The organism is Chitinophaga lutea (genome assembly GCF_003813775.1).
GTDB lineage: Bacteria > Bacteroidota > Bacteroidia > Chitinophagales > Chitinophagaceae > Chitinophaga > Chitinophaga lutea.
Window position 1 is genome coordinate 2,572,906 of sequence record NZ_RPDH01000002.1, and the last position, 26,435, is coordinate 2,599,340.

General features: G+C 53.0%; 25 protein-coding genes. 7 read left to right on the plus strand and 18 right to left on the minus strand.

Annotated features, from left to right (window positions below; all coding sequences use genetic code 11):
* Positions 1 to 161 precede the first annotated feature (161 nt).
* From EGT74_RS22785 to ruvA, 3 genes are all read right to left on the minus strand, one after another.
* Positions 162 to 524: a hypothetical protein gene (locus EGT74_RS22785; RefSeq protein ID WP_123848830.1), complete on the minus strand. Its 363-nt coding sequence runs from the start codon at positions 522 to 524 to the stop codon at positions 162 to 164.
* Between the two features lie 127 nt (positions 525 to 651).
* Positions 652 to 7,923: a T9SS outer membrane translocon Sov/SprA gene (sov, locus tag EGT74_RS22790; RefSeq protein WP_123848831.1), complete on the minus strand. Its 7,272-nt coding sequence runs from the start codon at positions 7,921 to 7,923 to the stop codon at positions 652 to 654.
* A gap of 37 nt (positions 7,924 to 7,960) precedes the next feature.
* Complete coding sequence (ruvA, locus tag EGT74_RS22795; RefSeq protein ID WP_123848832.1) at positions 7,961 to 8,548, minus strand: Holliday junction branch migration protein RuvA; 588 nt, start codon at positions 8,546 to 8,548, stop codon at positions 7,961 to 7,963.
* Between the two features lie 91 nt (positions 8,549 to 8,639).
* Here ruvA and EGT74_RS22800 point away from each other — a divergent pair, with 91 nt between their 5' ends.
* On the plus strand, positions 8,640 to 9,644 hold the full coding sequence (locus tag EGT74_RS22800; RefSeq protein ID WP_123848833.1) for a beta-ketoacyl-ACP synthase III: 1,005 nt from the start codon (positions 8,640 to 8,642) through the stop codon (positions 9,642 to 9,644).
* A gap of 215 nt (positions 9,645 to 9,859) precedes the next feature.
* Here the strand turns inward: EGT74_RS22800 and EGT74_RS22805 are convergent, their stop codons facing one another.
* The gene (locus tag EGT74_RS22805) at positions 9,860 to 10,555 is read right to left on the minus strand and encodes an NUDIX hydrolase (protein WP_123848834.1); all 696 of its coding nucleotides are present in this window, start codon (positions 10,553 to 10,555) and stop codon (positions 9,860 to 9,862) included.
* Positions 10,556 to 10,570: 15 nt separating this feature from the next.
* Positions 10,571 to 11,065, minus strand: coding sequence for a DinB family protein (locus EGT74_RS22810; protein ID WP_123848835.1), 495 nt, complete (start codon positions 11,063 to 11,065; stop codon positions 10,571 to 10,573).
* 75 nt (positions 11,066 to 11,140) lie between these two features.
* Between EGT74_RS22810 and EGT74_RS22815 the strand changes: the two genes are divergently transcribed.
* Positions 11,141 to 12,361, plus strand: a complete 1,221-nt coding sequence (locus EGT74_RS22815; RefSeq protein ID WP_123848836.1) for a trans-sulfuration enzyme family protein — start codon at positions 11,141 to 11,143, stop codon at positions 12,359 to 12,361.
* Between the two features lie 6 nt (positions 12,362 to 12,367).
* Positions 12,368 to 12,826, plus strand: coding sequence for a GNAT family N-acetyltransferase (locus EGT74_RS22820; protein WP_123848837.1), 459 nt, complete (start codon positions 12,368 to 12,370; stop codon positions 12,824 to 12,826).
* Positions 12,827 to 12,993: 167 nt separating this feature from the next.
* Here EGT74_RS22820 and EGT74_RS22825 read toward each other — a convergent pair whose 3' ends face one another.
* From EGT74_RS22825 to EGT74_RS22840, 4 genes are all read right to left on the minus strand, one after another.
* Positions 12,994 to 13,377: a hypothetical protein gene (locus EGT74_RS22825; protein ID WP_123848838.1), complete on the minus strand. Its 384-nt coding sequence runs from the start codon at positions 13,375 to 13,377 to the stop codon at positions 12,994 to 12,996.
* Between the two features lie 155 nt (positions 13,378 to 13,532).
* Entirely contained in the window at positions 13,533 to 14,441 is a 909-nt protein-coding gene (gene fabD / locus EGT74_RS22830) for an ACP S-malonyltransferase (RefSeq protein ID WP_123848839.1), read from the minus strand.
* A gap of 149 nt (positions 14,442 to 14,590) precedes the next feature.
* On the minus strand, positions 14,591 to 15,196 hold the full coding sequence (gene folE, locus EGT74_RS22835) for a GTP cyclohydrolase I FolE (protein WP_123848840.1): 606 nt from the start codon (positions 15,194 to 15,196) through the stop codon (positions 14,591 to 14,593).
* A gap of 19 nt (positions 15,197 to 15,215) precedes the next feature.
* On the minus strand, positions 15,216 to 15,629 hold the full coding sequence (locus tag EGT74_RS22840; protein ID WP_123848841.1) for a 6-pyruvoyl trahydropterin synthase family protein: 414 nt from the start codon (positions 15,627 to 15,629) through the stop codon (positions 15,216 to 15,218).
* A 73-nt stretch (positions 15,630 to 15,702) separates the two neighbouring features.
* Here EGT74_RS22840 and mqnB point away from each other — a divergent pair, with 73 nt between their 5' ends.
* The gene (mqnB, locus tag EGT74_RS22845; RefSeq protein WP_123848842.1) at positions 15,703 to 16,350 is read left to right on the plus strand and encodes a futalosine hydrolase; all 648 of its coding nucleotides are present in this window, start codon (positions 15,703 to 15,705) and stop codon (positions 16,348 to 16,350) included.
* A gap of 95 nt (positions 16,351 to 16,445) precedes the next feature.
* Positions 16,446 to 17,231 (plus strand): 1,4-dihydroxy-6-naphthoate synthase, encoded by a 786-nt coding sequence (locus EGT74_RS22850; protein ID WP_123848843.1) that lies wholly within the window; start codon positions 16,446 to 16,448, stop codon positions 17,229 to 17,231.
* On the opposite strand, the gene EGT74_RS22855 is transcribed toward EGT74_RS22850, so the two are convergent.
* The 9 genes from EGT74_RS22855 to EGT74_RS22895 all read right to left on the minus strand — a co-directional run bounded on the left by EGT74_RS22855 (position 17,232) and on the right by EGT74_RS22895 (position 24,710).
* Entirely contained in the window at positions 17,232 to 18,527 is a 1,296-nt protein-coding gene (locus EGT74_RS22855; protein WP_123848844.1) for a cryptochrome/photolyase family protein, read from the minus strand.
* 157 nt (positions 18,528 to 18,684) lie between these two features.
* Positions 18,685 to 19,515, minus strand: a complete 831-nt coding sequence (locus EGT74_RS22860) for an aminotransferase class IV (RefSeq protein WP_123848845.1) — start codon at positions 19,513 to 19,515, stop codon at positions 18,685 to 18,687.
* A 14-nt stretch (positions 19,516 to 19,529) separates the two neighbouring features.
* Complete coding sequence (locus EGT74_RS22865; protein WP_123848846.1) at positions 19,530 to 20,186, minus strand: 3-oxoacid CoA-transferase subunit B; 657 nt, start codon at positions 20,184 to 20,186, stop codon at positions 19,530 to 19,532.
* Between the two features lie 11 nt (positions 20,187 to 20,197).
* Positions 20,198 to 20,890: a CoA transferase subunit A gene (locus EGT74_RS22870; protein WP_123848847.1), complete on the minus strand. Its 693-nt coding sequence runs from the start codon at positions 20,888 to 20,890 to the stop codon at positions 20,198 to 20,200.
* Positions 20,891 to 20,908: 18 nt separating this feature from the next.
* The gene (locus tag EGT74_RS22875) at positions 20,909 to 21,370 is read right to left on the minus strand and encodes a DUF4296 domain-containing protein (RefSeq protein WP_123848848.1); all 462 of its coding nucleotides are present in this window, start codon (positions 21,368 to 21,370) and stop codon (positions 20,909 to 20,911) included.
* Positions 21,371 to 22,291, minus strand: coding sequence for a type IX secretion system protein PorD (gene porD / locus EGT74_RS22880; protein ID WP_123848849.1), 921 nt, complete (start codon positions 22,289 to 22,291; stop codon positions 21,371 to 21,373).
* Complete coding sequence (coaBC, locus tag EGT74_RS22885) at positions 22,284 to 23,489, minus strand: bifunctional phosphopantothenoylcysteine decarboxylase/phosphopantothenate--cysteine ligase CoaBC (RefSeq protein ID WP_123848850.1); 1,206 nt, start codon at positions 23,487 to 23,489, stop codon at positions 22,284 to 22,286. The genes porD and coaBC overlap by 8 nt, the downstream gene beginning before the upstream one ends.
* Before the next feature lie 77 nt (positions 23,490 to 23,566).
* The gene (locus tag EGT74_RS22890) at positions 23,567 to 23,875 is read right to left on the minus strand and encodes a DNA-directed RNA polymerase subunit omega (protein ID WP_232825935.1); all 309 of its coding nucleotides are present in this window, start codon (positions 23,873 to 23,875) and stop codon (positions 23,567 to 23,569) included.
* Between the two features lies 1 nt (position 23,876).
* Positions 23,877 to 24,710, minus strand: coding sequence for an outer membrane protein assembly factor BamD (locus EGT74_RS22895; protein WP_123848851.1), 834 nt, complete (start codon positions 24,708 to 24,710; stop codon positions 23,877 to 23,879).
* A 275-nt stretch (positions 24,711 to 24,985) separates the two neighbouring features.
* On the opposite strand from EGT74_RS22895, the gene mraZ reads away from it, so the two are divergent.
* Positions 24,986 to 25,495: a division/cell wall cluster transcriptional repressor MraZ gene (mraZ, locus tag EGT74_RS22900; protein WP_246008282.1), complete on the plus strand. Its 510-nt coding sequence runs from the start codon at positions 24,986 to 24,988 to the stop codon at positions 25,493 to 25,495.
* Positions 25,496 to 25,506: 11 nt separating this feature from the next.
* Positions 25,507 to 26,415 (plus strand): 16S rRNA (cytosine(1402)-N(4))-methyltransferase RsmH, encoded by a 909-nt coding sequence (gene rsmH, locus EGT74_RS22905; RefSeq protein WP_123848852.1) that lies wholly within the window; start codon positions 25,507 to 25,509, stop codon positions 26,413 to 26,415.
* Positions 26,416 to 26,435 lie beyond the last annotated feature (20 nt).

Genomic DNA, 26,435 nt, shown 5'->3' on the forward strand with positions numbered 1-26,435 from the left:
CCATGAATCAATACCGGGCTGTTGTGAGCGGTGCAGCATGCATGCCTGCGCCATTAACATCAGGGTGCCGGTTGTGCAGGATGTTCAATCTGCATCCTGCAAGGATGGATCGTTGGAAAATGTACCGCCGTAAGGATTGGCGGGTTGCGTCAATTGCAACATTAAACACGGGGCGGGTGGAATACCGCGTGGAGCGGGTCCTGCGCCAGGCCGCCATTGTAGGCTGTCAACAGCTTTACAACCCTGGCAGAAGGCGTCATTTCGAAGGGGACGTTCATCTGGGAGAAGAACACCTCGTATTTCTCTTTTACCGCATTGCCCTTCTGCTCCTGCTTCGTTTCTTTTTCCATCTGTTTCATCAGGTGGCACTGGCCGTTACAGCCTTTCTTCGGCTCCGCTTTGTTGATGCAGAGCACGCGGGCAATGTATTCCTTGTTCAGCATGTATTCCGCCAATACAAGCCCTTTGCCGAACGTTTGCAGCAGGATGCCTGTTAAAGTGAGTATGACGAAAATTTGCTTCATAGAGAACACCACAAATGTAAAAGTATCACCCTTGCCGTCAAATGATTTTCATCATTCATTCCCGTAATAACAAACGGGGAATCCGCATGATTGGATTCCCCGTTGCATGATTTATGTTGCCGTACGGCTATTGCGCCAGCATAAAGCGGAGCGTAACGCCCCCGCGGGTATTGGTAATCGGGTAAGCGGTGGATATCACCGGGATGGTCTGCCTCCTGTCGTAGAAGAACTTGATGTTCAGGCGGTTGTTGACCACATAGTCGATCGACGGGGCAATACTGATCACCTTCTGCCCTCCCGTTGGCAGCGGCGAATCCGCATCGAGGCGGTTATTGACGGTCTTATCGTCCCTGAAACTCATATCCAGCCTGAAGTTCATGTCGTTATCCAATTTCCTGCTGCCGTCTTTGCCGATGCTGAACGGCATGGGCAGGCCGCGTACACGGTAACCGCCGCCGATCACCACTTCGCTGCTGCGCATTTCGCTTAGCTGGTAATCGATGAGGCTCAGACTGAGGGTGCGGCTGCGTTTGAAGCCCACGCGCAGGTTGAGGGAGTTGGTGAAGGTCATATCGGCTTCCAGCAGGGGCTCGAATTGCTCTGAGATTGTCAGGTTCGGCACCAGGAAGTACGGAACGTAGTTGCCGGAAACAGTATCTACGAACGAGGGGAAGCCCATATACAGCGGGTCGTAGAACATGAGCGCGGTGTTGTACGAGTTCATGGTCAGGCGGCCCACATACGCATGCGTCAGGGTGAAGTTGGTGAGGAAGTCCGTGAAAGGTTTCACGCGGCTCAGGCCATTATAGGAAACCCGCCAGTTGGGCCTGGGCAGGATGTTCTTGAACGGATTGGTGCGCACCGTGGGGCTGCTCTGTTTCAGCAGCGGAACGGACTCGGGGCTCTTACCGGTGTACGCCGCCAGGAATGCGGGTATCAGCACGTCCTGCGCATAACGGCCATAACCATAACGGTATTTCGGGTCTTTGGGATCGTATACCGGGTTGGTGCCGTTGTTGCTGTACGGGTTGTCCCTGCCCAGTCGTTCTGAAATGATCTGCCGGTAACTTTCGAACTGCCGGAAGGTTTCAGATACGCCTTCAGTGGTATTGATTTTACCCCACATGGTTTTGATGGCGATGAACGTAATATCGAAACCACCGGCATCATAGGGGCTCAGGTGCCCGAAGCTGCCGTTGCCCACCGTGTCTTTGAACAGCTCGGTATGCGTTTTGGTGAACGACTTGGTGAGGTTCAGGTCGATGCGCAGATCGCGGATGGGCTCCAGTTGCGCCTGGATGTCGAGCTTCTGCGTGAACTGCTGCTGGAACTGGATATTAAAGAGCGTATCCGGCGTGATGAGGCCTTTCTTAGAGAAATCATCCAGCCATTTGCGCGTCGGCTGTTTGCCGACCACAAAGTCGAAACCGGGCGCCATCGACTGGAAGTTCATCCCCAGCAGTTTGGTACTGTCGAGGTAGCCGGGCAAACGGGTGCCTACATTTTCGGTATAGTTGATATTCACCCGTTTCAGCGACATCAGGATGCGCATGAACGCTTTCAGCACGGGTGAGGTATTATCTTCATCCTCGGCCTTTTTCGGTTGCGCAGCCGCAGCATTGGGCTGGCCGGTGTTCATCATACCGGGCGGCACGTATTCTTTGGTGGGGCTGCTGGCGTTCATTTTGCGCAGCCACTTGCTTTTGTTGTACAGTTCGGAAAACTTCAGCTCGGCCGTAATGGTTTTCTGGTTGGAGTTTTCGATGGCGTTACCCAGGTACATGGCCAGGCGGGAAGCGCCAATCCAGCGGTATTCCATGCCGTAGCTCAGGGCAAGGTTGGTCCAGCTCAGGAGCGGGAATTTGCCCATGGGCACCGTGTAGGTAACGGTGGCATTGTGGAAGTAGTTGGTGGTACGGCCGCCTTTCCAGAAGTTGCTCCGCACGCTGTCTTTTTTCGCACCGGTGTTGATGCGCCCGTTCGGTTCGTCGATGCGGGAGTTGTTCACGGCATTGAAGTCGAGCGACAGGTTGCGGGAGAAATCCCATTTGAAAGTATAATACCGGTCGAAGCGGAAATATTTGTCGTACGTTTCCTGCAGCTGGAAAGGCCCGCCGCCCACGTTGCGCAGGCGGGTGGCGCCGAACTGGCGGGTGACGTCTGCCCTGAAGCTCAGGATAGACGGTACGTAGTTGATGTTGAACTCTTTGATAAGCGCAAACCAGGGCGACTTGCTCTTGATGAGGTTTTTAAACGGCTCGATGTATTTGGCCTGTCCGGCGAAATTATACCCCAGGCCGCCGCGGTGGCGCGTCAGCATGTCGTTTTCAATCACGGGATTGCGGCGGTTCATTTTGGAGAATGAATAACTCACGTCAAAATTCTCGATATCCCACAACCTGTTTTTGGTTTTGCCCACACCCATTTTACGGACGTTGGTAAAGTTCAGGCTCGTGATGGAAGTAAAGTCCTGCGCGTTTTTCCGGATGGAATCGCGGTGCTCTTTATCGCGGGCCATCGACAGTTTATCTTTCAGCTTGATGTCGAGGTCGTACGGATCATATTCCGGGTTGCTGGTGGTTTGGGAATAACCTGCGTACACCGGTACGGTGATGCCGGTGCGTTTGGGCAGCAGCTTGCCGAGGTCGAGATTGGTGGCTACATCGTACTGCAGGAAGTTGTCGCGGAAACGTTCGTTTACGCGTTGGTCCACGCTGCCGAAACCTGCGGTGTGCATGTTGCCGCTGAAGGTCAGCGTACCGAGGTCGGCCAGGTTCAGGTCTACCCTCGCCAATGCCGCATAGCCGCCTTTTTCATCGAGGCCGGTAAGGCGTAATTCGTTGAACCAGACTTCGGTACACTGGGGCAACCCGTCGTCTTTGGGATTGTACACCCCTATCATAATATTACGCACATCACCCAGGCTGGGGTTACCCACCACAGCCATGAAGTTCTTGCCGTCTGCCTTTACGTAAGGCAACAGCGGGGAAGCAGACGGGTCGTTATTCCGCTGCATTTTCAGCCTGGCAAAAGCATCCAGGTCGAGGTCGAGCTCGTTGACAGAAGGCCAAACATCAGTATCCCGTGAAGCGCCCCAGGCGGTAGGCTTGAGGGGAATACGGTATTCGTAATAGTTTTCGGTAAAGTCGCTACCCACACGTACAATCGCATGCACGGCATTCTCTTTCAGGTTCAGCGGGTCTCCCACGGATTCAGCATGCACGAACATCTGAATGCGTTTGTACTGACGTAAATCGAGGTTCAGGTTTTTATACACCGCCCGCACCTCGTCATCTTTCAGATTACATATTTGTGCCGACAGCGCCTGCTCGTTCAGCTGGATGTTTGTATTGTTGTTGCTCAGGGTGTTCTGGCGCAGCGTGCCCGGAGGCAGCACATACGGAATAGGCACACGCCTCGAGTTTTCCTCGATGTTCACGGCAGATACGTTAAAGGTGGTGCTTTCATCCACCGGTATCGGATCCCCGGGTTTCAGTTCGTAGAGGTAACGGCGCCACTGGTTGCGAACCAGGTCGAGCTTCGCAAAACGCAGTACTACGGAATCTTCAAACCCGGTCAGGAACATACGCATAAAACGAACGGACTTGAAGTCGGGGATATTGCCCACTTTCCGGTCGTACCGGGTAACCGGCACCTTAAACTGATACCAGTACTGTTCCAGCACAGTTCCATCTCCCATGTCGTTTTTCACCAGGAACTTATCCACCACATAGTTTTCACCGATCTGCATATTCGGTTTCAGCTCAACACGATACTGGAAATACTCTTCCGTTTCGTTCATGGTATTGTCACGGTTCAGGTCTTCCGACTCGGGATAGTTGGTAGCAGCCTGGGAAAAGGCGGAGTTGTCGTTGGAAACGGGCGAGTTGCCGTCCGGTCCGTTGACGCGTTTGTAGCGGCCCAGGATGTCGGTGCCCGCGCCACCATCATATTCGCCATCACGATACCATTTATAGTTATCGTTTGACGGGTCTGTCGCTGCGTTCGTATAGGCGGCGGAGCTTGCTCCAAACGCCGTTGCAAGGTTAGTCAGATATTGCTGGCGGAATCCTTTTTCGTCTTCCGTATTCAACCCGTCGTATCCTACGTCCTGGTAGCCCCGGATGGCAGGGTCGTTGTCGAACGCCTGGGTGATCTGTTGCTGGAATCTTGGGATGCGGCCCCATTTGGTGGAGTCGAGTTTGTTACGGTTGGCGGGATTGTATGGATCCGGCAGGCCGTTTTCGAACGACTTCCGGGAATCTTTCAGGATATCTTCCGATACGTTGCCGAGGTTGAAGTACAGGGAACCGCCGTCGCTGTTGGGCTTATTATAGAACGGATCCGGGATCCAGAACTCGATGAATTCTATATTGGCCGTTTCAAAGTCGCTGTTGTCGATCGCACGCATGATACCGCCCCAGCGGTTTTTCGGATTTTTGAGCGTACCGTCGGCATTCATGCCGATGGCGTTGGACTCAAAGTTATAAGGCCCTTTTTCCGTGGGGTAGTAAGCGAGGTCGAGTGTGCTAAGCTGGCTTTGCCCGAAATCGGTAGAACGGTTCGGGAAAACATCGCGCTGGTAAATGAGGCGGGTCCGCGGGTCGTGCTGCGATTCTTTTGTAATGCCTCGGGGCCGGTTCGGAGAATTCGGGATTTGCAGGGTGGGCTCGATGATATACCAGGCCAGCAATGCCCTGTTTTTGCCATAAGAGAGCGTATCGTTGTCGTCCGCTTCCGGGAACAGGATGTTGCCGTTGGCGTCGGTAGCGTCTTTCGGGGTGGAGGCGAGCGCCCAGCTGGTGGCAGGGAACTTGAGGTCAAAGCCGTTGCGCGTACCTTCAAAGTCGTCGATCATCACCTGGCCCTGCTTGCTGCCGGGAGCATTTACCAGCTTGCTGTGGCCGGGGAACAATTTGGCCACCTCACCGGTAAAGTTGATGGACGCCGGTTGGGTGCTCTGGAAATTGGGCAGTTTGTCGAGCATCCGGGTGAGGCCGCGCCATTCCGAAATATAATTCGCGTCAAGGCCCACCACAGTGTTTTTGATCGGGTCGTCGCCGTAGTTCACCTTCTGGTAGTAAGGCCGTTCGCTCATTCTTACAACGGTACCACCGATATTCAGCTTGTCGTTCACGAAATAATCGAGGCGGGTGCCCATGTAGTTGCGCACCTGCTGGCCGAAAAGGGCGTTGTTTTCAAACTGTACGTTGATGGGTACGCCGGAGCTGAGCACCCCGCCGTTGATGATCTTGATACGGCCGAGGTTATAATCGATCACGTAATCAACGTCTTCCCGCAGCATCTGGCCACCGGCCGTTACAGACACGGAGCCCCGCGGGATGTTATAGGCGTTGAGCGAAATTTCCGAAGAGTTGCTGGATTTGTAGGAGCCCCTGAGCAGGTAGCGGTTCAGGTTCGGGAACTGCTGGGCCACCACCTTGATGGAGTCGTACAGCATGGTGTACATGTACTGTTTCTCCAGCGCCACGTCGCCCCCGAAGGCCGGACGCAGGCCGGCCGCGAAAGGTTCCAGCACGGGAAACATCACTTTCCCGTTCTGGGAGGTGATCGTGTACCCTTCCACGTAATCGAACACCCCATCCGGCTGCGGGTCGTTCTGGTTATTGAGGCGGTCGAGGTTCAGGATGGAGATGATCGGCGCCCCGGCAAACTGCCCCTTGGCATCGGGCAGGTATCTTTTTTCGCTGGGTACACGGGTATCGGCCCCCTGGTCTTTCCCCGGATCTTTATATAATACGTCCAGCTTGAAGTCAGCCCGGTTTACCTGGAATGCGTCTGTGGAGTAGATGTTTTTCATCATCAGGTCCCAGATCGGCAAAGCGGGGCGAGCGGAGGTGGCTTTCAGCATTTTAAGGAAGAGGATCTGCTGGTTGGCGGCATTATTCTGGTCCGGCGGCACGTCCTGCGAAAACTCACCTACGGTAAAGTGGCGCCCGTTGTAGGTGTACTCGTAGGCTACGGCCAGCACTTCATCGGGCTGCAGTTGCTGGTTGAGCGAGATGAAGCCAAGCTGGCGGTTGAGGATATAGTCGGTAGAATCGAGCTTGCGGGCGAAGGTTTTTTCGAATTCCTGCACCGGCTTGAGGCCCAGGGCCAGCAGGCGGCTCACCACGGTGCCGGAAAAGCGGGCGCCGGGGTCGCTGACGAGGTTGCGGTAGAGGTCGTTCGTATTCCGGTCCGGCCGCTCGTCGTTGGTCAATACCTGAATGGCAGTTGTGTTGAAAGGTTTCTGTTCTGCGAGGTCCATCAACGCCACAATGTCCCTTGTGTTGGTAGTGGCGCCTGTTTTATTGGTCACCCACACCTCGATGCGGTTGATGTACACCTGGCTCCTGATCACAGGCAGGTTGCCCATGGCGTAATTGAAGGTATCGCGGAAAAACCGGCCGAGCAGGAAGTGGCGGTTGTCTTCGTACTCATCGGCCCGCTTCACGAAATCCTGGGTGCTGTTCCCCCCGCGGAGCACCATGTTCTGCTTCTGCGACTTCTGGTTACTGAGCACGCTGGTAACGGTGAGGCGGCCGAACTGCAGCTGGGTTTTGATCCCGAACAGCGACTGCACCCCGGGAATAAGGGAGCTGCTGAGGGGGAAACTCACGTTGCCGGCTTCGATTTTTTTGATGATTTCGTCCTGATACCCGGTATATTCCAGTTTCACCTGGTTTTCGAAGTCGAAGGTCGACTGGGTATTATAATTGGTGATGAGCTTCAGTTTTTCTCCGATACGCCCGGTCACGTTCATATTGATGTCGATATCGAAGTCGAATCCCCCGTTTTTACGGGCTCTTTCCACCAGTACCGGGTTTTTCACGTTCTGGCCCTGGTACCCGAAGGTGAGGCCGAGGCTCCCCTGGGGCCGGATGTCTACTTTCGTGCCTCCGAAAACGCGGTCGAACAGTTTATCCCCGTAATAGAGCTGGGGCGCCTGGCTGCGCTGGTTGAGGTTACCGATGGTACTGGCCCTTTTCTGCCAGTAGTCTTTTTCGCTCTGGTCGGCCTGGAGGCGGTAAAAGTCGGCAAAATTCATGACGGTGGGCTGCCGGTAGAACTGGCTTCCGATTTTTTCCGTCACGATATATTGTTTGGTAACCGGGTCGTATTCAACAGACTTTTGAATGTTGGAGGGGTCTTTCAGATCTATGGCATTGCGCACCGGATCCGTCACGGCAGTCCCTCTCCTGTCGCGGATGGGGTATTTCAGCGTGTCTGGTTTGGAAGTCGTATCTGCAACGGGTATATCAGTTTTTTCAATCTCAACAATTCCACGGAAGCTTCTATAGGTATTCCCCGAACTTTTACTGGCGGCCGATTCTACAATGATTAAAGATACAACACCTATTACTGCAAGTGCACCATAGTATTTCTTTCTTGCCAAGCGATCTTAGGTTTTATAAGAGGTCAAGGATTTAAATTTATAAATTTTTGAGGGATTTTTTGATAAGTATCTCCAGTTCATTCAATTGCGGCTCGGCTTTCAGTACCCTCTGTACCGCCTGTTCTGCCATATTGCGGGCAATACCCAAGGTGACTAAAGCATTTAACGCGTCATCCTGTATAGTATTGTGGGACGGGGAAGATAAATATGTTATTTCTTCCTTATGCTTCTTCATCTTGTCTTTCAGCTCCAGGATGAGGCGTTTGGCGGTTTTAGCGCCTATGCCCTTCACCCCTTCCAGCATTTTTTCGTTTTCCATCATAATGGCCCGCTGGATATCTTCGGGGTGCAGGGAGCTGAGCATCATCCGGGCGGTGCCGGCCCCGATCCCTGAAACACTGATCAGTTGCAGGAACATGCTTCTTTCGGCATCCTCAAAAAAACCATACATTGTGTGGGCGTCTTCCTTGATATGTACGAAAGTGAGGAGTTTGACGGTTTCGAGGTGCTGGATTTGCGACCAGGTGTGGAGGCTGATCTGTACTTCGTACCCCACCCCATTGACATCCAGGTGTACCAGGGCGGGTGATTTATAGGCCAATTTGCCGTTCAGGTAAGCAATCATATGCAATAATAAGGGCCAAATTTAAATCATAAATATAATTATTCGTTTATGTCGTATTTTTACGCCCATTTTAATAACTTATCCTAACAATATGAGCAAAATAACGGCCGCTATTACGGCGGTGGGTGGGTATGTTCCCGACTATGTACTGACGAACCAGGAATTGGAGAAACTCGTTGACACTACAGACGAATGGATCACCACCAGAACGGGCATCAAGGAAAGAAGGATACTGAAGGGCGAGGGCAAAGGCACGTCGGAACTTTGCGTACCGGTAGCCCTGGAGATTTGTAAAAAAAGAGGTATCAGCCCGGAAGAGATAGACCTGCTGATAGTAGCCACGGTAACGCCAGACATGGTTTTCCCGGCTACTGCCAACGTGGTTACGGATAAGATTGGGGCCAAGAACGCTTTCGGGTTCGACATCAGCGCGGCCTGTTCGGGCTTTTTATATGCGCTGGACACAGGGGCCCGGTTCATCGAAAGCGGGCGCTACAAGAAGGTATTGGTGATCGGGGCCGACAAAATGAGCTCCATCATAGATTATACCGACCGCGCCACCTGCATCATCTTCGGCGACGGCGCCGGCGGGGTGCTGCTGGAACCGAATACCGAAGGCCTCGGCGTGATCGACAGTATTCTCAAAAGCGACGGCCATGGCCGCGAATTCCTCAATATGAAAGCCGGCGGCTCCAACAGGCCGGCTACGGCCGAAACGGTGGCCAACCGCGAGCACTACGTGTTCCAGGAAGGCAAAACCGTGTTCAAATACGCTGTGGCCAATATGAGCGACGCAGCACGCAGCATCATGGAACGCAACCATCTGTCCGCAGACGATATCGCCTGGTTGGTGCCCCACCAGGCCAACCTCCGCATCATCAGCGCTACGGCCGATCATATGGGTGTTCCCGAAGAAAAAATCATGATCAATATCCAGCGCTACGGCAATACCACGGCCGGCACCATCCCCCTGTGCCTCTGGGACTGGGAAAACAAGCTGAAAAAAGGCGACAACCTGGTACTGGCGGCCTTCGGCGGCGGGTTTACCTGGGGCGCCTGCTACGTGAAATGGGCGTACGACGGTAGTAAAAACTGATTCAATCCATAAAAAAGGGCGCTTCCACGGAAGCGCCCTTTAATTTTTTGATCAGCAGTAACGGGGTTGTTCGTAGCGATACGAGTCCGGCGGATAAAACCGTACAGACCCTCCCATATCACCTTTGATGCGCTTCCCTCCTTTGTTGCCCGCCTTGTGCGCCGGTGAGTGGCAAAACGGCAAGGGCAACAGCACAAAATGCAAGTCAGTCTGCATCAGATCTCAAATACAAAGCCGTGCTGGGTGAGCGCGGCATACTTCTTTTTATCGAAACGGTACAGGTTGGCGCCTTTCTTGGAGGTACTTTTATCTTTTTCATCGAGCTTTTCCAGGATGTCCATCGCCAGTATCTTCTTGCGGAAGTTGCGTTTGTCGAGCGGGCGCTGGTATATTTCTTCATACAGGTTCCTTAGCTGCGGCAGGCTGAATTTCTCGGGCAACAGTTCAAAGCCGATGGGGTGAAAGCGGGCTTTGTCGCGCAGCCTGGCCAGGGCATCGCTGAGCATCCTGCTGTGGTCGAAAATGAGCTCGGGGATTTGGTGAAGCGCCAGCCAGTGGGCTCCATGTGCGTTGGCCAGCATCCGGTCGTGCTCACTGATGCGAATCAGGGCATAATAAGCCACGGATATCACCCTGGCGCCGGTATCCCGGTCCGTTTCCCCGTAACACTGGAGCTGGTCCATATAAATATCCTGGATGCCGGTGGTTTGCTGCAATACGCGGGTAGCGGCATGGTCGGTGCTTTCCTTTTCCTGCACAAACCCGCCTACCAGCGACCAGGCGCCTTCCATGGGGTCTACCTTTCTTTTGATGATGAGGAGCTTCAACTTACCATCCTCGAAGCCGAAGATGATACAATCCACCGCTACCAGGTGCCGGGGAACATTTACGTAAAATGAAGGGAGACTCATAGTTACAAACTTAACTTATTTCTTGCTGCGGGTGAATTCAATAAAATCGGTGGCCGGGATTTTGGTAGCCCCCACCTGGCGCAACATGGTTACCAATTGGCCCCGGTGAAAACCGGAGTGGCTGAATACGGTAAGCAGGGCATGCTGTACGGCCGACTTGCAGATGCCCCTGACGGGATGGTGATATTCGATGGTATGGGCCAGCCGGGCATCCGAAGCAGTGGCGATAAAATCCTTCAGCATCACGCTTTGCCGCTGAAACGCCTGCACAAATTCTGGCCAGGTACCCGTAAAACCTTCCGCAGGCCTGATCACCGGCGACGCCAGCTGCAGGCGCTGATACCAGATGCTCTCCACATCCCAGATGTGATAAACCGTTCTCCGCAACGTCGGGAAACTGCTGCCCAGGTCGCGGTCGAGCTGCTCTTCCGTCAGCCCGCCCAGCACATTCAGCAGCCGCTGGTTTGCCCAGATGTTGTACATCGCATACTGCAATAGGAGATCCTTCATCTATTATCTTATTTTTACAACGGAATAATCTATAACAATATACTCTAAACCGGAAAACATTCAAATAGCCAAGCCATGAAACAAACACCGCTCACGGGTTTCAGTTCAGTATGCGTACATGCAGGGCATGAGCAGGATCCGCACTACGCCCACCTCACTCCCATATATGCCTCATCCACTTACGTATATGACTCCGCAGACCAGGGCATGCGCCGCTTTAGCGGACAGGAAGACGGTTATATTTATACCCGTTGGGACAGCCCGAACTTCCGTGAAGCCGAGCAGAAAATTGCGGCGCTGGAATGCTTCGGCCTCACAGGCCCCGGCGGCGGACCGTTGCAGGCCAAGGCCAAACTGCATGCATCCGGCATGGGAGCCCTGTCTACCCTGTTTATCGGCAACCTCAAGTCCGGCGACAAAATCATTTCCCACTATTCCCTGTATGGCGGCACGGATGAACTGTTCCGGAAAATATTGCCGCCGCTGGGTATTGAGGCGGTGATTGTGGACATGCATGATATCAACCAGACCGAAGCGGCCATCAAAGCGGATCCGTCCATCCGCATGATGTACCTCGAAACGCCCGCCAATCCTACGCTGCGCTGCGTCGACCTGGAAGCGCTCATCGGCCTGGCGCATCAGTATAAACTGGTGTCGGCGGTCGACAATACTTTTGCCACCGCCTACCTGCAGCAGCCGTTTGCATATGGTGCGGATTATGTTTTTCATTCCACCACCAAATTCCTCAATGGCCATGGGACTGCCATCGGCGGGGTATTGATCGGAACGGACGTTGAAAAGATGAACGGCCCCATCGAAAAAGTGCACCGCCTCCTGGGCGCCAACAGCAATCCCTTTGATGCGTTTTTACTGACGCAGGGCATTAAAACCATGGAGGTGCGTATGGAGCGCCATTGCCACAACGCCATGGAAGTGGCCGGTTTCCTCGATTCACATCCCGCGGTGGCCAGGGTGAACTACCTGGGCCTGGCCGATCACCCTGATTTTACGATCGCTTCCCGCCAGATGAAACATGCCGGGGCGATGATGAGTTTTGAGTTGAAAGGCGGGCTCGAAGCGGGCAAACGTTTCATCGACCGCCTGCAGATGTGCCTGCGCGCCGTTTCCCTCGGTACATGCGATACACTCATCTGCCACCCCGCTTCCATGACGCATTACGGCGTACCGAAAGAGATGCGTGAAAAATACGAGATCACCGATGGGCTGATACGCGTGAGCGTGGGCATCGAAGCCGTTACCGATATTCTTAACGACCTGGATCAGGCATTGCAATAAAAAAATATGTCGTCTATTCACATCAGAAGAGCAGAGAAAAAAGACTGCCCGCGCATGATGGAACTCGTGCGCGAACTGGCGTTGTATGAAAAAGCGCCGGAGCAGGTGACCGTAACGATGGAACATTTCGAAGAAAGCGGGTTTGGCCCCAACCCTGTATGGTGGGCCTTTGTAGCCGAATCGGAAGGCGTCATTACCGGTCTGGCCCTCTATTATATCCGTTATTCCACCTGGAAAGGAAAACGTATGTTCCTGGAAGATATCATCGTAACGGAAAGGGCACGCGGCCAGGGTATCGGCAAGTTGTTGTTCGACCGGCTGCTGGTGGAAGCAAAGGAAAAAAAGCTGAGCGGCATGGTGTGGCAGGTGCTGGACTGGAACGAGCCCGCCATCAATTTCTACAAAAAATACAACGCGAAATTCGACCCGGAATGGTTGAATGTCAGCATAGACATTGAGTCATGAGCGGTTATTGCTAAAAGGCGGGAATGCTCAATGAGTGATCAGGATTGCGAATAATCGCTGCTTGTCAATACCACGCAATGACGGAATGCCGGCATTGCGAAAAACTTCCTGTGTTAAAAAATAAGCAGCACGATGCGCAGAATTGGTATCTGCACCGGTATCGAATACTACTGCTTCTCAAAAATAACGAGATCGCCCAACCCGCCGGGATCAGTGAAAAAACGGCCGATGGTAAATGAGCGGCCGTCCGCGCTCATGCGGAAATAGAACTTTTCCTGGCGGGTTTTTAAGATCAGGCTATCGCCCGCCAAAGAATAAAAATAAATGCCCGACTCGCTGGCCCTGCTCGACGATGGCGGCAAAGGGCGCGTCTGGAAGTAAAAACTCCGCTCCTCTCCCATGTACATATCGCTGCTGTCGGGCTTTCCGTTCCGGAAAACAATCACTTCTTTCCGCTGGCTTTTTTCGAGCCATCTTTCTTCAAGGCTTTGGGATTTACTGCAGGCTGCCAACAGCAGGGCCATTGGTATATAAAGCAATGTCAGACGCATAGCGGGATGGTTATGTTATTGAAACGGCAGGCCGGATGAAATAGTTACAGGGGTAAGGTGAACGGGCGAATGGGCTCGCTGAAACGTTGAAATCGGGAGGTAAAATAAAAAGCCGGACATCGCTGCCCGGCTTTTTCATTATGATATCCAATGGATTATTTCGCCACCGCTTCTTCCAGTCCGGTGCTGATACCGTCTGTAGCGGCGTTTTTGTCAATTTTGGCAATCAGGCCCTGCAGTACCTTGCCGGGGCCCACTTCCGTGAACCTGCCAGCACCATCGGCGATCATAGCCTGTACGCACTGCGTCCATTTTACCGCGCCGGTGAGCTGGCTGATCAGGTTCTGCCTGATCTCCTGCGGGTCGGTAACGGCCTTGGCCACTACGTTCTGGTATACCGGGCAGATGGGCGTGTTAAAGGTGGCTTTTTCGATGGCGGCTGCCAGTTCCGCCTGGGCCGGGGCCATCAGCGGAGAGTGGAAAGCGCCGCCCACAGCCAGTTCCATGGCTCTTTTGGCGCCGGCGGCCTTGAGCAGGTCGATGGCGCGGGCAATAGCGGTTTTGGTACCGGAAATTACCAGCTGGCCGGGACAATTATAATTGGCAGGCACCACCACATCGTCTGTGATGGTGGCGCAGATCTCTTCTACTTTTGCATCGTCGAGGCCCAGCACTACAGCCATAGTGGAAGGCGTGATCTCGCAGGCCTTCTGCATGGCGTTGGCGCGGATGGCGACGAGGCGGAGCGCCTCTTCAAATCCGAGCGCCCCATTGGCTACCAGCGCAGAAAACTCACCGAGGGAGTGGCCTGCCGTCATTTCCGGGCGTGGATTGGTCAGGCACAGGTACCCGATCACTGAATGCAGGAACACGGCGGGCTGCGTTACTTTCGTCTGTTTCAGGTCTTCTTCGGATCCCTCAAACATGATGTCTGAAATCCGGAAGCCCAGTATTTCATTGGCTTTTTCAAATAAAGAACGGGCCTGGGCATTGTTGTCGTAAAAACTTTTACCCATACCAGTAAACTGCGCTCCCTGACCGGGAAATACAAAAGCGTGTTTCATTTGTTTGTTTTCAGTCTTTCAGTGCTGTGATGGCCGCTCAAGGGCATCACTGATCTTATTAATTATCAGAGGACAAATATATATAAAAAAATATGGTTTAATCCTCAAAAAGCGGTTTAAACCATCAGCCGGCTTTCACCGGCGGTGTTTTAGCGGCGGCTCATCAGGTCGGAGCTGATCAGTTTCATGAATTCGGCCCTGGTAGTGCCGTCCTGGAACTGGCCGCTGAAGGCCGATGTGGTGGTAACGGAATTCTGTTTCTGTACACCGCGCATCATCATGCACAGGTGCTGCGCTTCAATCACCACAGCCACGCCCTGCGGTTCCAGAGTTTCCTGGATGGCGTCGAGGATCTGGTGGGTGAGGCGTTCCTGTACCTGCAGGCGGCGGGCAAACACGTCTACCACCCGGGCAATTTTGCTCAGGCCGGTGATATAACCGTTGGGGATATATGCCACATGCGCTTTGCCGAAAAAGGGCAGCATGTGATGTTCGCACATGGAGTAAAGTTCGATGTCTTTCACGATCACCATTTCGCTGTAAGCTTCTGTGAAACGGGCGCCTCGGAGGATTTCGCGGGCGTCGAGCTGGTAGCCCTGCGTCATGTACTGCATGGCTTTGGCGACGCGCTCAGGGGTCTTCAGCAGCCCCTCGCGCTCCGGATCTTCACCCAGCAATGAAATCGCTTCTTTATAATTCCCTATCAGCCCCGATGTTACCTTCTCGTCGAATGATTCTATCTTCTTGTAAGCCATATGCCTGTTTTTAGATCAGTTATTTACCGCCGTAGTATTCCACGTAAATCTTGGCGGTTTCGTGCAGTTTGATACAGTGCAGCTGTACCGGTGCCGGCAGGTGTTTTTCCAGTTGTTCCCAAATAGCGATGGCCACATTTTCCGCTGAAGTGAACTTGTCTTTCATGAAGTCGACGTCCAGGTTCAGGTTCTTATGGTCCAGTTTCTCGATAATCACATCCTTGATCAGCACCCCCAGTGTTTTGGCGTTGAAAACAAAGCCGGTTTCGGGATCGGGGTTGCCTTTGATGGTCACGTGCAGGTCGTAGTTATGTCCATGCCAGTTGTCGTTCGCACATTTGCCGAATACTTCAAGGTTTTGCTCCTTGCTCCATTGTGGATTGAATAACTTGTGTGCCGCATTAAAATGCTCCACGCGCGTCAGATAGATCATTTTGTTAATTGAGATAAATTTCTGCAAAAATAAAGCAATTCGATGAGAACGGCGGATTGAGTAACTTTACGGGATGAAATTGCTCCTTGCCGCCGCTACGGAATCAGAGATAAAATCAACACTGCACTGGCTCAGAGAGGAAAATTACCCGGACGTGGACGTACTGGTGACCGGCGTGGGCATGATGGCCACCGCATGGGAGTTGGGACGGTATTTTGCCCGTCACAGGCCCGATCTGGCTATCCAGGCCGGTATTGCCGGCAGTTTCCGGCACAGCTGGCCCTTGGGAGAAACCATACTGGTCAACCGTGAAACCCTAGGTGACCTGGGCGCGGAAGACAACCAGGAATTCCGCGACCTGTTCGACATCGGCCTCTGGCAACCTGGCATGAAGCCGTTTACGGATAAGGAATTAATCAATACGTTCAGTCTTTTCCCGGAATCCCTGCAAGGCCTGCCGCAGGCGGCAGGCGTAACGGTCAATACAGTGAGCGGCAGCACGGCTTCCATTGCCCGGCTGGAGCAAAAATACCGGCCTGATGTGGAATCGATGGAAGGAGCTGCTTTTCACTACAGTTGCCTCATTGAGCAGGTGCCTTTTCTGCAGCTGCGCACCATTTCCAATTATGTGGAGGTGCGCGACAAAAGCCGCTGGAATATCCCGCTGGCCGTAAAAAACCTGAATGATACGTTGCAGGCACTGCTGACAGAGTTAAAGTAATGAGCATTGCGGGGCACCTCTGCCCGGCATTCCACCTGAGTGACGAATGCATGTGCGATTGAACCGCCGTAAAACGGCGTTAAAATAACCGAACCATGGAATTGACTTTAGGATTTTCACCCTGCCCGAATGATACTTTTATATTCGATGCCCTGGTGAATAACAGGATGGAGACAAACGGGCTGCAATTCGACACCCGGCTGGAAGACGTGGAAACCCTCAACCAGTGGGCCATGCAGGGCAAACTGCATATCACCAAGCTCAGCTTCGCCGCCGGGCTGAAGGTGGCGGACCAGTACCGCCTGCTCAACAGCGGCAGCGCGCTCGGCAGGGGCTGTGGACCGCTGCTGATCGCACGCGAGCAGGTAGCCCCCTCACGCGTAAAAGACCTCACCATTGCCATCCCCGGCGAAAACACCACCGCCAACCTGCTGTTCAATATCGCCTATCCCGGCGCCGTAAATAAAAAAATCATGCTGTTTTCCGAGATCGAAAATGCCGTATTGAGCGGCGAGGCCGATGCCGGCGTGATCATCCACGAAAACCGCTTCACCTACCAGCAGAAGGGCCTGGTAAAGATCACCGATCTGGGCGAATACTGGGAACAGCAAACCGGGCAACCGATTCCGCTGGGCGGAATTTTTATCCGGAAAGATGTGCCGGAAGAGATACAGCAACAGGTAGACCGGCTGATTCACCAGAGCCTGCAACAGGCATTTGCAGCCTACCCCACCCTTTCTCCTTACGTGAAAGCGCATGCGCAGGAAATGGATGAGCACGTGATGCGGCAGCATATCGATCTGTACGTGAATGAATTCAGCCTCGATCTGGGGGAAGAAGGCCGCACTGCCATCGAGAAACTGAAAACGATGGTGGCCTGATCATTTCTTCAGTGCTTTTCCATACACTTCCAGCGCGCGTTTGCGGGCATCTTCATGCACCACGATGGGCGCAGGATAGGTGAGCCCGTCTATTTCCGGCACCCATTTACGCACATACTGCAGGTCTTTATCGAATTTTTGTGTTTGCAGCGTGGGATTGAACACCCTGAAGTAGGGCACTGCATCGCAGCCGCTGCCCGCCGCCCATTGCCACCCGCCATTGTTGGCAGCAAGGTCGTAATCCAGCAGCTTTTGGGCAAAGTAAGCTTCCCCCCAGCGCCAGTCGATCAACAGGTGCTTGGTAAGGAAACTCGCCACGATCATCCGCACGCGGTTGTGCATATAGCCGGTGGCGTTCAGCTCCCGCATACCCGCATCCACAATGGGATAACCCGTCTGGCCGCTGCACCACTTTTCAAATTCAACAGGGTTATTGCGCCAACGGATGGCGTCGTATTCTTTCCGGAAAGACTGATGCACCACCTCCGGAAAATGCCAGAGTATCATCTGGTAAAACTCCCGCCAGATCAGTTCGTTCAGGTATATTTCGTTTAATTGCCAGGCTTGCTTTGCCAGCGCCCTTATGCTGATGGTGCCGAAGCGCAGGTGTACGCCGAGGCGGCTGGTCCCCTCCACAGCGGGGAAATCGCGGGTTTGATGGTAATGGCGAAGGAGAGTGGTTTCCGTTTCCGGGGGAGGAAAATCGCCGGCTACCGGCAGGAAGCCGATCTCCTTCATAGACGGCACCGGTATGGGTGGCTGCTGAAAAAAGTTATGGCTGTATTTTTCAACGGAGTATGCCTTGAGGTAAAAATCTTCCAGCTTCGACTTCCACTTACGGCTGTAAGGCGTGAATACCGTGTAGGGCTCACCGTTATCTTTCACCACTTCGTCTTTCTCAAAAATCACCTGGTCTTTGAACGTATGAAACGTAATGCCCGCCTCACTCAGCTGTAGTTTCACCGCCTCATCGCGCCGACGCCCATACGGTTCATAATCGTGATTCGCGTAAACGGCCGCAACGGGATACTGCTGTATAAAATACGCAAAGGCTGCTTCGGGTGTACCGTGGAATACATGCAGGGTGCTACCCATTGCCTCCAATTGCCGTTGCAGGTGTTCCAGGGTGTTGTGAATGAACTGGACGCGGCGGTCCGCCTTGTCTTCCAGGTCGCCGAGAATATCCGTGTCGAACACGAACACCGGCACCACCGCATGGCCGCTGCTAAGCGCGTGGTAAAGGGCGGCCTGATCTGTCAGCCGTAAATCGCGGCGGAGCCAGCAGAGAACAACCATGTAACGGATTAATTTTAAGCGGATTTACTCGGGAAAGTTTGATGAAAAAGATGCCGGAATGCAGCATACGGTATTACGTACAGCAACCGCGATTTGTTAGTACTCACAATCATCAGCATTGCGGCCCTGACCTAACAGCCATTGCAGATGAGCTACTTCACAGCATCGACTCATACAACAAATCGTGCAGGATCACCGAAGCGGCATTGCCATAGCTGGTATCGCGGAACTGGCCTACCCATCGCACGCCGTAAATGGCGTTGGTGAGGAATACTTCATCCGCGCTTTCCAGGTCGCTGATGGTCAGCGGCTGTTCTTTTACCTTGAAGGGCATGTCGGTTTGCAGGAGGTGCTTGCGCATTACCCCGCAGACGCAGCCTTCGCTGAGCGGAGGGGTGATCACGTCGTTCCCCTTCACCACAAAAATATTGGCGATGGTAGTATCTGCAATGCGGCCATACTGGTTCAGCAGGATGGATTCGCTGAGCTGGTGCTCTTTGGCGTAAAGGGCCGCCAGCACGTATGGCAGGCAGTTGTTGGATTTAACGTTGGAAAACTTGTCACCGGGTTTGATGGCGTCCGGGAAAACATCGAGGGTGAGGCCGGCATCGTTCAGCTCGAAAATATGCCTGGGCAGTTTCCAGCACTGGATGATGAATTCCGGTGTATGATCAACGGGATCATATAAACCGGTGCCGCTCCGCCAGATGGTGAGCCGCACCCGTGCAAGGTCGCTTACGCCGCTGACGCGGCACAAATCGAGCACCAAGCCCGTAAAATATTCTTTGGTAAAATGCCGCGGAATGTGAAAATGAAGGAGGTGCAGGCTCATCATCAACCGCTCAAAATGAAGATCGGCCAGCAATAACTGCCCCTGGTACACCTTCATGGTTTCAAAACAACCATCGCCATACCTGAAACTGCGATTATCTACGGTCAGCAACGGTTTGTCGGCCGCCATGAATTTTCCGTTATAACACAATTGCATACTGTAAGTTACGATTATAAAACCATTTCAGGAACATCGCCTTTTATCACCAGCCGGCCCGCAGTTTTAGCCTTGATTTCATCCACACTCACTCCCGGAGCACGTTCCAGCAGCTGAAACCCTTCGGGTGTAACATCGAGTACGGCCAGTTCGGTCACGATTTTTTTCACACATTTAACACCTGTTAACGGCAGGCTGCATTGGGGCAGTAATTTGCTTTCCCCTTTCGGATTGGTGTGCATCATGGCCACAATGATGTTCTTGGCAGACGCCACCAGGTCCATCGCCCCACCCATGCCTTTGACCATTTTACCGGGTATTTTCCAATTGGCGATATCGCCGGTGTCAGACACTTCCATCGCCCCCAACACCGTCAAATCCACCTTACCGGCGCGTATCATCCCGAAACTTTCCGCGGAGTCGAAAAAAGCCCCGCCGGGCAATACCGTCACGGTTTCCTTGCCGGCATTGATGAGGTCGGCATCTACGGCCTCTTCATCGGGGTAAGGCCCCATGCCCAGCATACCATTTTCCGACTGCAGCATAATAGAGATCTCCGCGGGCACAAAGTTGCTCACCAGCGTGGGGATGCCGATGCCGAGGTTGACGTACATCCCGTCGCGCAATTCCCGGGCAATGCGTATCGCAATTCCATATTTATCGAGGGCCATAACAGTACATTTTAGATTTTAACGGTTTTGCGCTCTATGCGCTTTTCATATCCGCTCCCCTGGAAAATGCGGTGCACATAGATGCCGGGCACGTGAATGTGATCGGGATCCAGCTCCCCGGGCTGCACCAGCTCTTCCACTTCGGCAATAGTGATATTGCCGGCCTTGGCCATGGAAGTGCTGAAATTACGCGTGGTTTTACGAAACACCAGGTTGCCCATCGTATCGCCCTTCCAGGCTTTCACAATGGCAAAATCGGCGTGCAGCGCCAGCTCCATGAGATAATCCTTTCCGTTGAAGCGGCGGGTTTCTTTTCCTTCGGCGATTTCGGTGCCATAACCGGCGGGCGTAAAAAAAGCGGGAATGCCCATACCGGCCATCTGGATGCGTGTGGCCAGGGTGCCTTGCGGAATGAGGTCCACTTCCAGTTCGCCGGACAATAACTGCCGTTCGAACTCGGCGTTTTCACCTACGTACGACGACATCATCTTCTTAATCTGCCTGGTTTTCAGCAACATCCCCAGGCCGAAATCATCCACGCCCGCGTTGTTGGAAATGCAGGTGAGGTTGTTGATGCCGCTGCGCACCAGCGCCGCAATACTGTTTTCGGGAATGCCGCACAGGCCGAAACCTCCCAGCATAAGGGTGGCGCCGCTGGGTATGTCTTTGACGGCATCATCGGCGTTTGCAATTACTTTCTGCATGTTTTGGTGTTATATGGTTCAGGGCAAAATCAGTCGCATGCTGTCGGTCGGACAATACAGCGAGTCCCAGTGCGTTCTTTTTTCTATGCCGAATTTCCTGTCTGACTCTCTTTTCTCGATCGAATCCATCACGTCCCGCCTGCTTTTCACGATGTCCTGCATCTGTTTGTAGATGACTTCCAATTTATCGGAATGTGCTTCATAGTACCGGTAACTATGCATGAATTCGTCTTTCGAAACCTTGTGCAGTTGCAGTATCTGCACATAATATTTCTTGATGTTCAGTTCCCGTACGGAATCCGCCACCCTGGTGGTATCCACGCCGGGGTCGCGGCCGTAGATCTCCGCATAATTCATATCCAGCAAAATATCGCGCATCTTATCGGGCGGTATCACGTCTGCCGGCGTTTTATCCGCCTGTCCGCAGGCGAACAACACACTTAACAATACAACACCGGCTATCTTTCTGAAGTTCATCATTTATTTTAATTGCTGATATTTATTCGCATTCGGCACATCCAGTTGTGCGAGCATTTGCACCGCCCGTGCTTTTTCCTGCGGCGGCGCTTTGGAAAATATTTTCACCAGTTCATCATTCTTGGCATTGAAGAAAGCCGCCAGCAGCATGGAGTTGGGCAGTTCCTGGTGAATGCCCATCAGCAGGTTGAGGCAGTTCATGATCGATGCGCGGCCTTTGTTGGTGTCTTCATACATCTGGTCGAGGCCGAGGCGGTGATACTGGTACATCACATCATGAAAACGGGCGAACTTTACGTTCATCAGGTTATCCTGCAGCCAGTAGCGGTTACGGTTGCCTTCAAAGGCTTTCCAGCCGGAGATGTCTTTCCCGTCGGGCGCGTTATTGACGATATTGAGCGCCTTTTTGAAGAAATTATCGCCGCCGCGGGGTGAAAACGAATCGTAATCGAGCCCGAGGATGATGTAGTTGTAATAAGCGAGGATGGCGGTGAGATTGGCCACCAGCGGGTCGTTGGCCACTATGCGCTGTTCGTTGAACTCCAGGGGCTGGAATTCCACGTACTTAAACACCACGTTCGGGTCCTGCGTATTGAGGATGCTGGTAACATACCCGGCATTGTACACGGGGCGGGTGGCCTGGATGGTGAGCGTGGCCCGGTAGGTATTGTTGCCGAGTGCGGCGTTGATCGTCAGCAGGAAGTTGCATTCGATGCGTTCCGCGGGCGTGTACGCATCGTCTGACCAGCGGCGATTGTTGATGAATTCGGACATGGCCGTCTGCAGCGTGGAAAACACCTTTCTGTCGGTGCTGTTGCCCAGCTGGGGCGATGCCTGAACGGACACATTGGCTCTTAATTCCTGCGCGCTGGTGCGGAAGCAGGCAAGCAGGCAAAGGGAAAAGAAAACAATCCTTTTAAGCATGTTGCAGATCGATTATGGCCAGAACAATGTTGCGGGCCACCTCCTGTTTCGACTGGAGGGGCAATGCCTGCTCATGCCCGTTGCGGGAGAGCAGCGTTACTTTATTGGTATCGTGGTTAAACCCGGCGCCGGCGTCGTTCAGGGAGTTGAGCACCACCATGTCGAGGTTTTTATCCTGTAGTTTTTTAAGGGCGTATTCCTTTTCGTTGTTGGTTTCGAGCGAAAAGCCCACCAGTACCTGCCCGTTTTTTTTCTGTGCGCCGAGGGAGCGGGCGATGTCGGTTGTTTTTTCAAGCTCCAGGCTCATCTCCTCGTCTTTCTTCTTGATCTTTTTATCCGCCACGTTCCGGGGCCGGTAATCTGCCACGGCGGCAGCCATCACGATGATGTCGGCCGAAGGCGCCAGTTCCGAGCAACGGTCGAACATGTCTGCGGCGGTCACCACCCGGCTGATGCGCACGCCGGTATGCAGGGTGCTCAAATGAGTGGGCCCCAGTACCAGTTCCACGGCTGCGCCTGCTTCGGCAAGTGCCTCGGCAAGGGCAATGCCCATTTTCCCACTGGAATGATTGCTGATGAAACGCACCGGGTCGATCGGCTCCTGGGTAGGGCCGGCGGATACAAGGGCTTTTTTGCCGGCCAGCGGTTTCGTCTGGTTGCCGGCGCTGAAAAAGCTATAGAGGTAGGATACGATGGCTTCCGGTTCCGCCATCCGGCCTTCGCCGAAGAGGCCGCTGGCCAGTTCCCCTTTATGAACGGGCAACTGACGGTGGCCGTAAGAGAGCAGGCGGGCTACATTGGCTTTGGTGGCAGGGTGTAGCCACATGTCCTCATCCATGGCCGGGGCAAACAGTACCGGACAGGTGGCGGACAAATAAACAGCCAGCAGCAGGTTGTCGCAGATGCCGTTGGCCATTTTGGCGATGGTGTTCACGGAGGCGGGCGCAATGAGCATTACATCGGCCCAGCGGCCGAGCATTACGTGGTTGCTCCAGCTGCCGTTTTCACTGATGGTCACCCCTACATCGTTTTTAGATAAGGTGGATAGCGTGAGCGGGGTAATGAAATCGCAGGCCGCCGGCGTCATGAGCACCTTTACCTGGGCGCCTTCCTTTACCAGCAGGCGCACCAGTATGGCGGCCTTGTAAGCCGCGATGCTGCCTGAAACCCCTAATAGAATTTTCTTTCCTTGTAACATGCAACAAAACAAAAGCGGCAGAACAAAACATTCTGCCGCTATGAAGTTAATATATTTCGCGATAAACGATGCGAGGATCAGCTATACAGATCGTCGTCGTTCTTACGGAAGTAAATTTTGTTTTCCAGGAACTCGTTGGTAGCCTGAATAGCAGAATTCGCCAGTCTTTCATAAAAACGGGAGATTTCGATCTGCTCTTTATTCTCATGCACTTCTTCCAGGTTATCCGTATGGCTCGCGAACTCTTCCAGTTTGGAATGCAGCTCTTCTTTTACGGTAATATTGATCTGGTTTGCCCTTTTGGCAATAATGGCAATGGATTCATACAGGTTACCGGTTCTGTTCTTGATGTCAGTCGTGTTCCTGGTTTCTACCCAGGGGTTCATACTACTGGTTAGACTTCTCTTTATTTTGCTCATTTTCCAGGTGTTTAATGTTATTTTTTGCTAAGGTAAAGTATTTTTCCGCATCTGAACGCAATTTGCTGTTGGGGTACCGGTCTGAAAACTCCAGGAATTCGGTCACCACCGTTTCATATCGTTCTTTCTGCTTTACGGGAATGCTGTTTTTGGCGTACAGGTAGTAGGCCTTGATAGCCATGTACTTGTAGTTGTCGCTCTTATCCGAATCGGGGTAGGCCCTCATCAGGCTTTTGAACGACACCCCGGCCGATTTGTAATGCCCCAGGTTATAGTACAGCTCAGCGGCATTATACTCCTTCTGCTCCAGCTTGCGGCGCAACAGTTCTATTACCACATTGGCCTCGGCCACCTTGTCGGAATTCGGGTAGGAATTGATGAAAGTCTGCATGGAAGCGATGGCTTTCATGGTATTGGTCTGGTCCAGCGGCACTTTGGGCGACAGTTTATAGTAGCAGTAGGCCTGCTGGTAGTCTATTTCCTGTGCACGGGGGCTGCTGGGCAGCGCATCCAGGTAGTTTTTGAAGTGAAAAGCCGCCTGGGTATAGTCTTTCAGGTAAAAAGAGCAGTACGCATATTTATAATAAAGCCCTTCAAACTTGTCAGTGCCTTTAAATACGGGGATCATCTCCTCATACAGCGTCTGCGCCATCTGGTACTTCTTCTTTTCGTACATCTTATCGGCATAGGCCAGCTTTTTCTCCAGATCGTTGCTTTTTTCGATCTTCCGGAGCTCCCTGTTACAGGAGACTGCGCCAATAGTAAAGGCCAAAAGGCCGGTAAACAAGAGAATTTTCCTCATAAAAAAAGAATCGCGAAGGTACGAATTAAAAGCAAAAAAAGGTAACACTATAATAGGCGGCGTTAAAATTTTGCAAAAACAGTGATTTTGAGGTTGATTGGGGATTATTCACAGGCAAGCGTCACATTTACACATTTTATCCACATGACTAATATCAATATCCACACCCCTGTCGCATTCAACACCCCTCAACCGCTTTCTGGCAGGCATTATATTCCTGTGGAAAAAATATATAATTCATTTTTTCGGTTAAAAGTGGGAAAAAGTGTTATTTTGTGTTAGAAAATGGAAATCAACACCTAAAACGAAGCATGACGGGTTTTCTCGGAGAATATGAAGCAACGCTGGACGCAAAAGGGCGCTTCCTGCTCCCTGCCGGATTTAAACGGCAGATAGCAGAGAGTGCGGGCAACCAGTTTGTGCTGAACCGCGGCTTCGAAAAGTGTTTGACGTTGTACCCGATGAACGAGTGGCAACCCATACAGGAGAAAATCGGCAAGCTGAATGATTTTGACCCGAAAGTTAGGGAATTCCGTCGCTATTTTCTGAACGGTGCCACTATTCTGGAGCTCGACAGTGCAGGGCGGCTGAACATCCCGAAGAACCTGATGGCGCATGCGGGACTGGATAAGGACATCGTGCTGACGGCCGCCAACAACAAGATTGAGATTTGGGATAAAACGAAATACCAGGAGTTCTTTGATAATTTTTCACCGGAAGCCTTCAGCAGTCTGGCCCAACAGGTAATGGGCGGCGGGGATGGTTCATCAAACCCGGTTCTGTAAAAACGGCAAGTATGGAAACATCCGGATATCACTTGCCAGTTTTGCTCCACGAAGTGGTGGAGAATTTACAGATCCGGCCCGACGGCACCTATATCGACGCCACTTTCGGTGGCGGCGGCCATTCCAGGGCAATCCTGGAACAATTAGGCCCTCAGGGCCGGCTGATCGTGTTCGACCAGGATGAGGACGCCTACCGCAACCGGATTCCGGATGAGCGGGTGGTGTTTGTTCGCGAAAACTTCAGGCACCTGCAGCGGTTCGCCAAACTGCACAAAGCTCTGGACGCGGACGGCCTGCTGGCCGACCTCGGGGTTTCATCGCACCAGTTCGACACCGGCGCCAGGGGGTTTTCCACCCGCTTCGACGGCAACCTCGACATGCGGATGGACACCCGGAACGCCACCACCGCGGCCGATATTCTGCAGACCTATTCGGAGCAACATCTGCACCAGCTGTTCCAGGACTACGGGGAAGTCACCAATTCCCGCACCCTGGCTAAAACAATCGTACAGCTGCGGAAGGCGCACCCACTGAGGACCATCGCAGAATTCAAATCGCTGATCCAGCCCATCGTGAAAGGCAACCCCGCAAAGTACCTGGCCCAGGTGTTCCAGGCACTCAGAATAGAAGTGAACGATGAACTGGGCGCGCTGAAAGACCTGCTCACCCAGTCTTCCACCGTACTGAAGCCCGGCGGCAAACTGGCCATCATCACCTTCCACTCGTTGGAAGACAGGCTGGTGAAAAACTACATGAAGGGAGGCAGCTTCGAAACGGCGGATGAAAATCCTTACAGTTTTGAAACACCGCCGAAGCTGTTCAAACTGATCACGAAAAAACCCGTAACGGCCAGTGAGAAAGAATTAAGGGCTAACCCCCGGAGCCGGAGCGCCAAGTTACGCGTCGCAGAAAAGATATAGCCGTTATTGTTACTTCCATC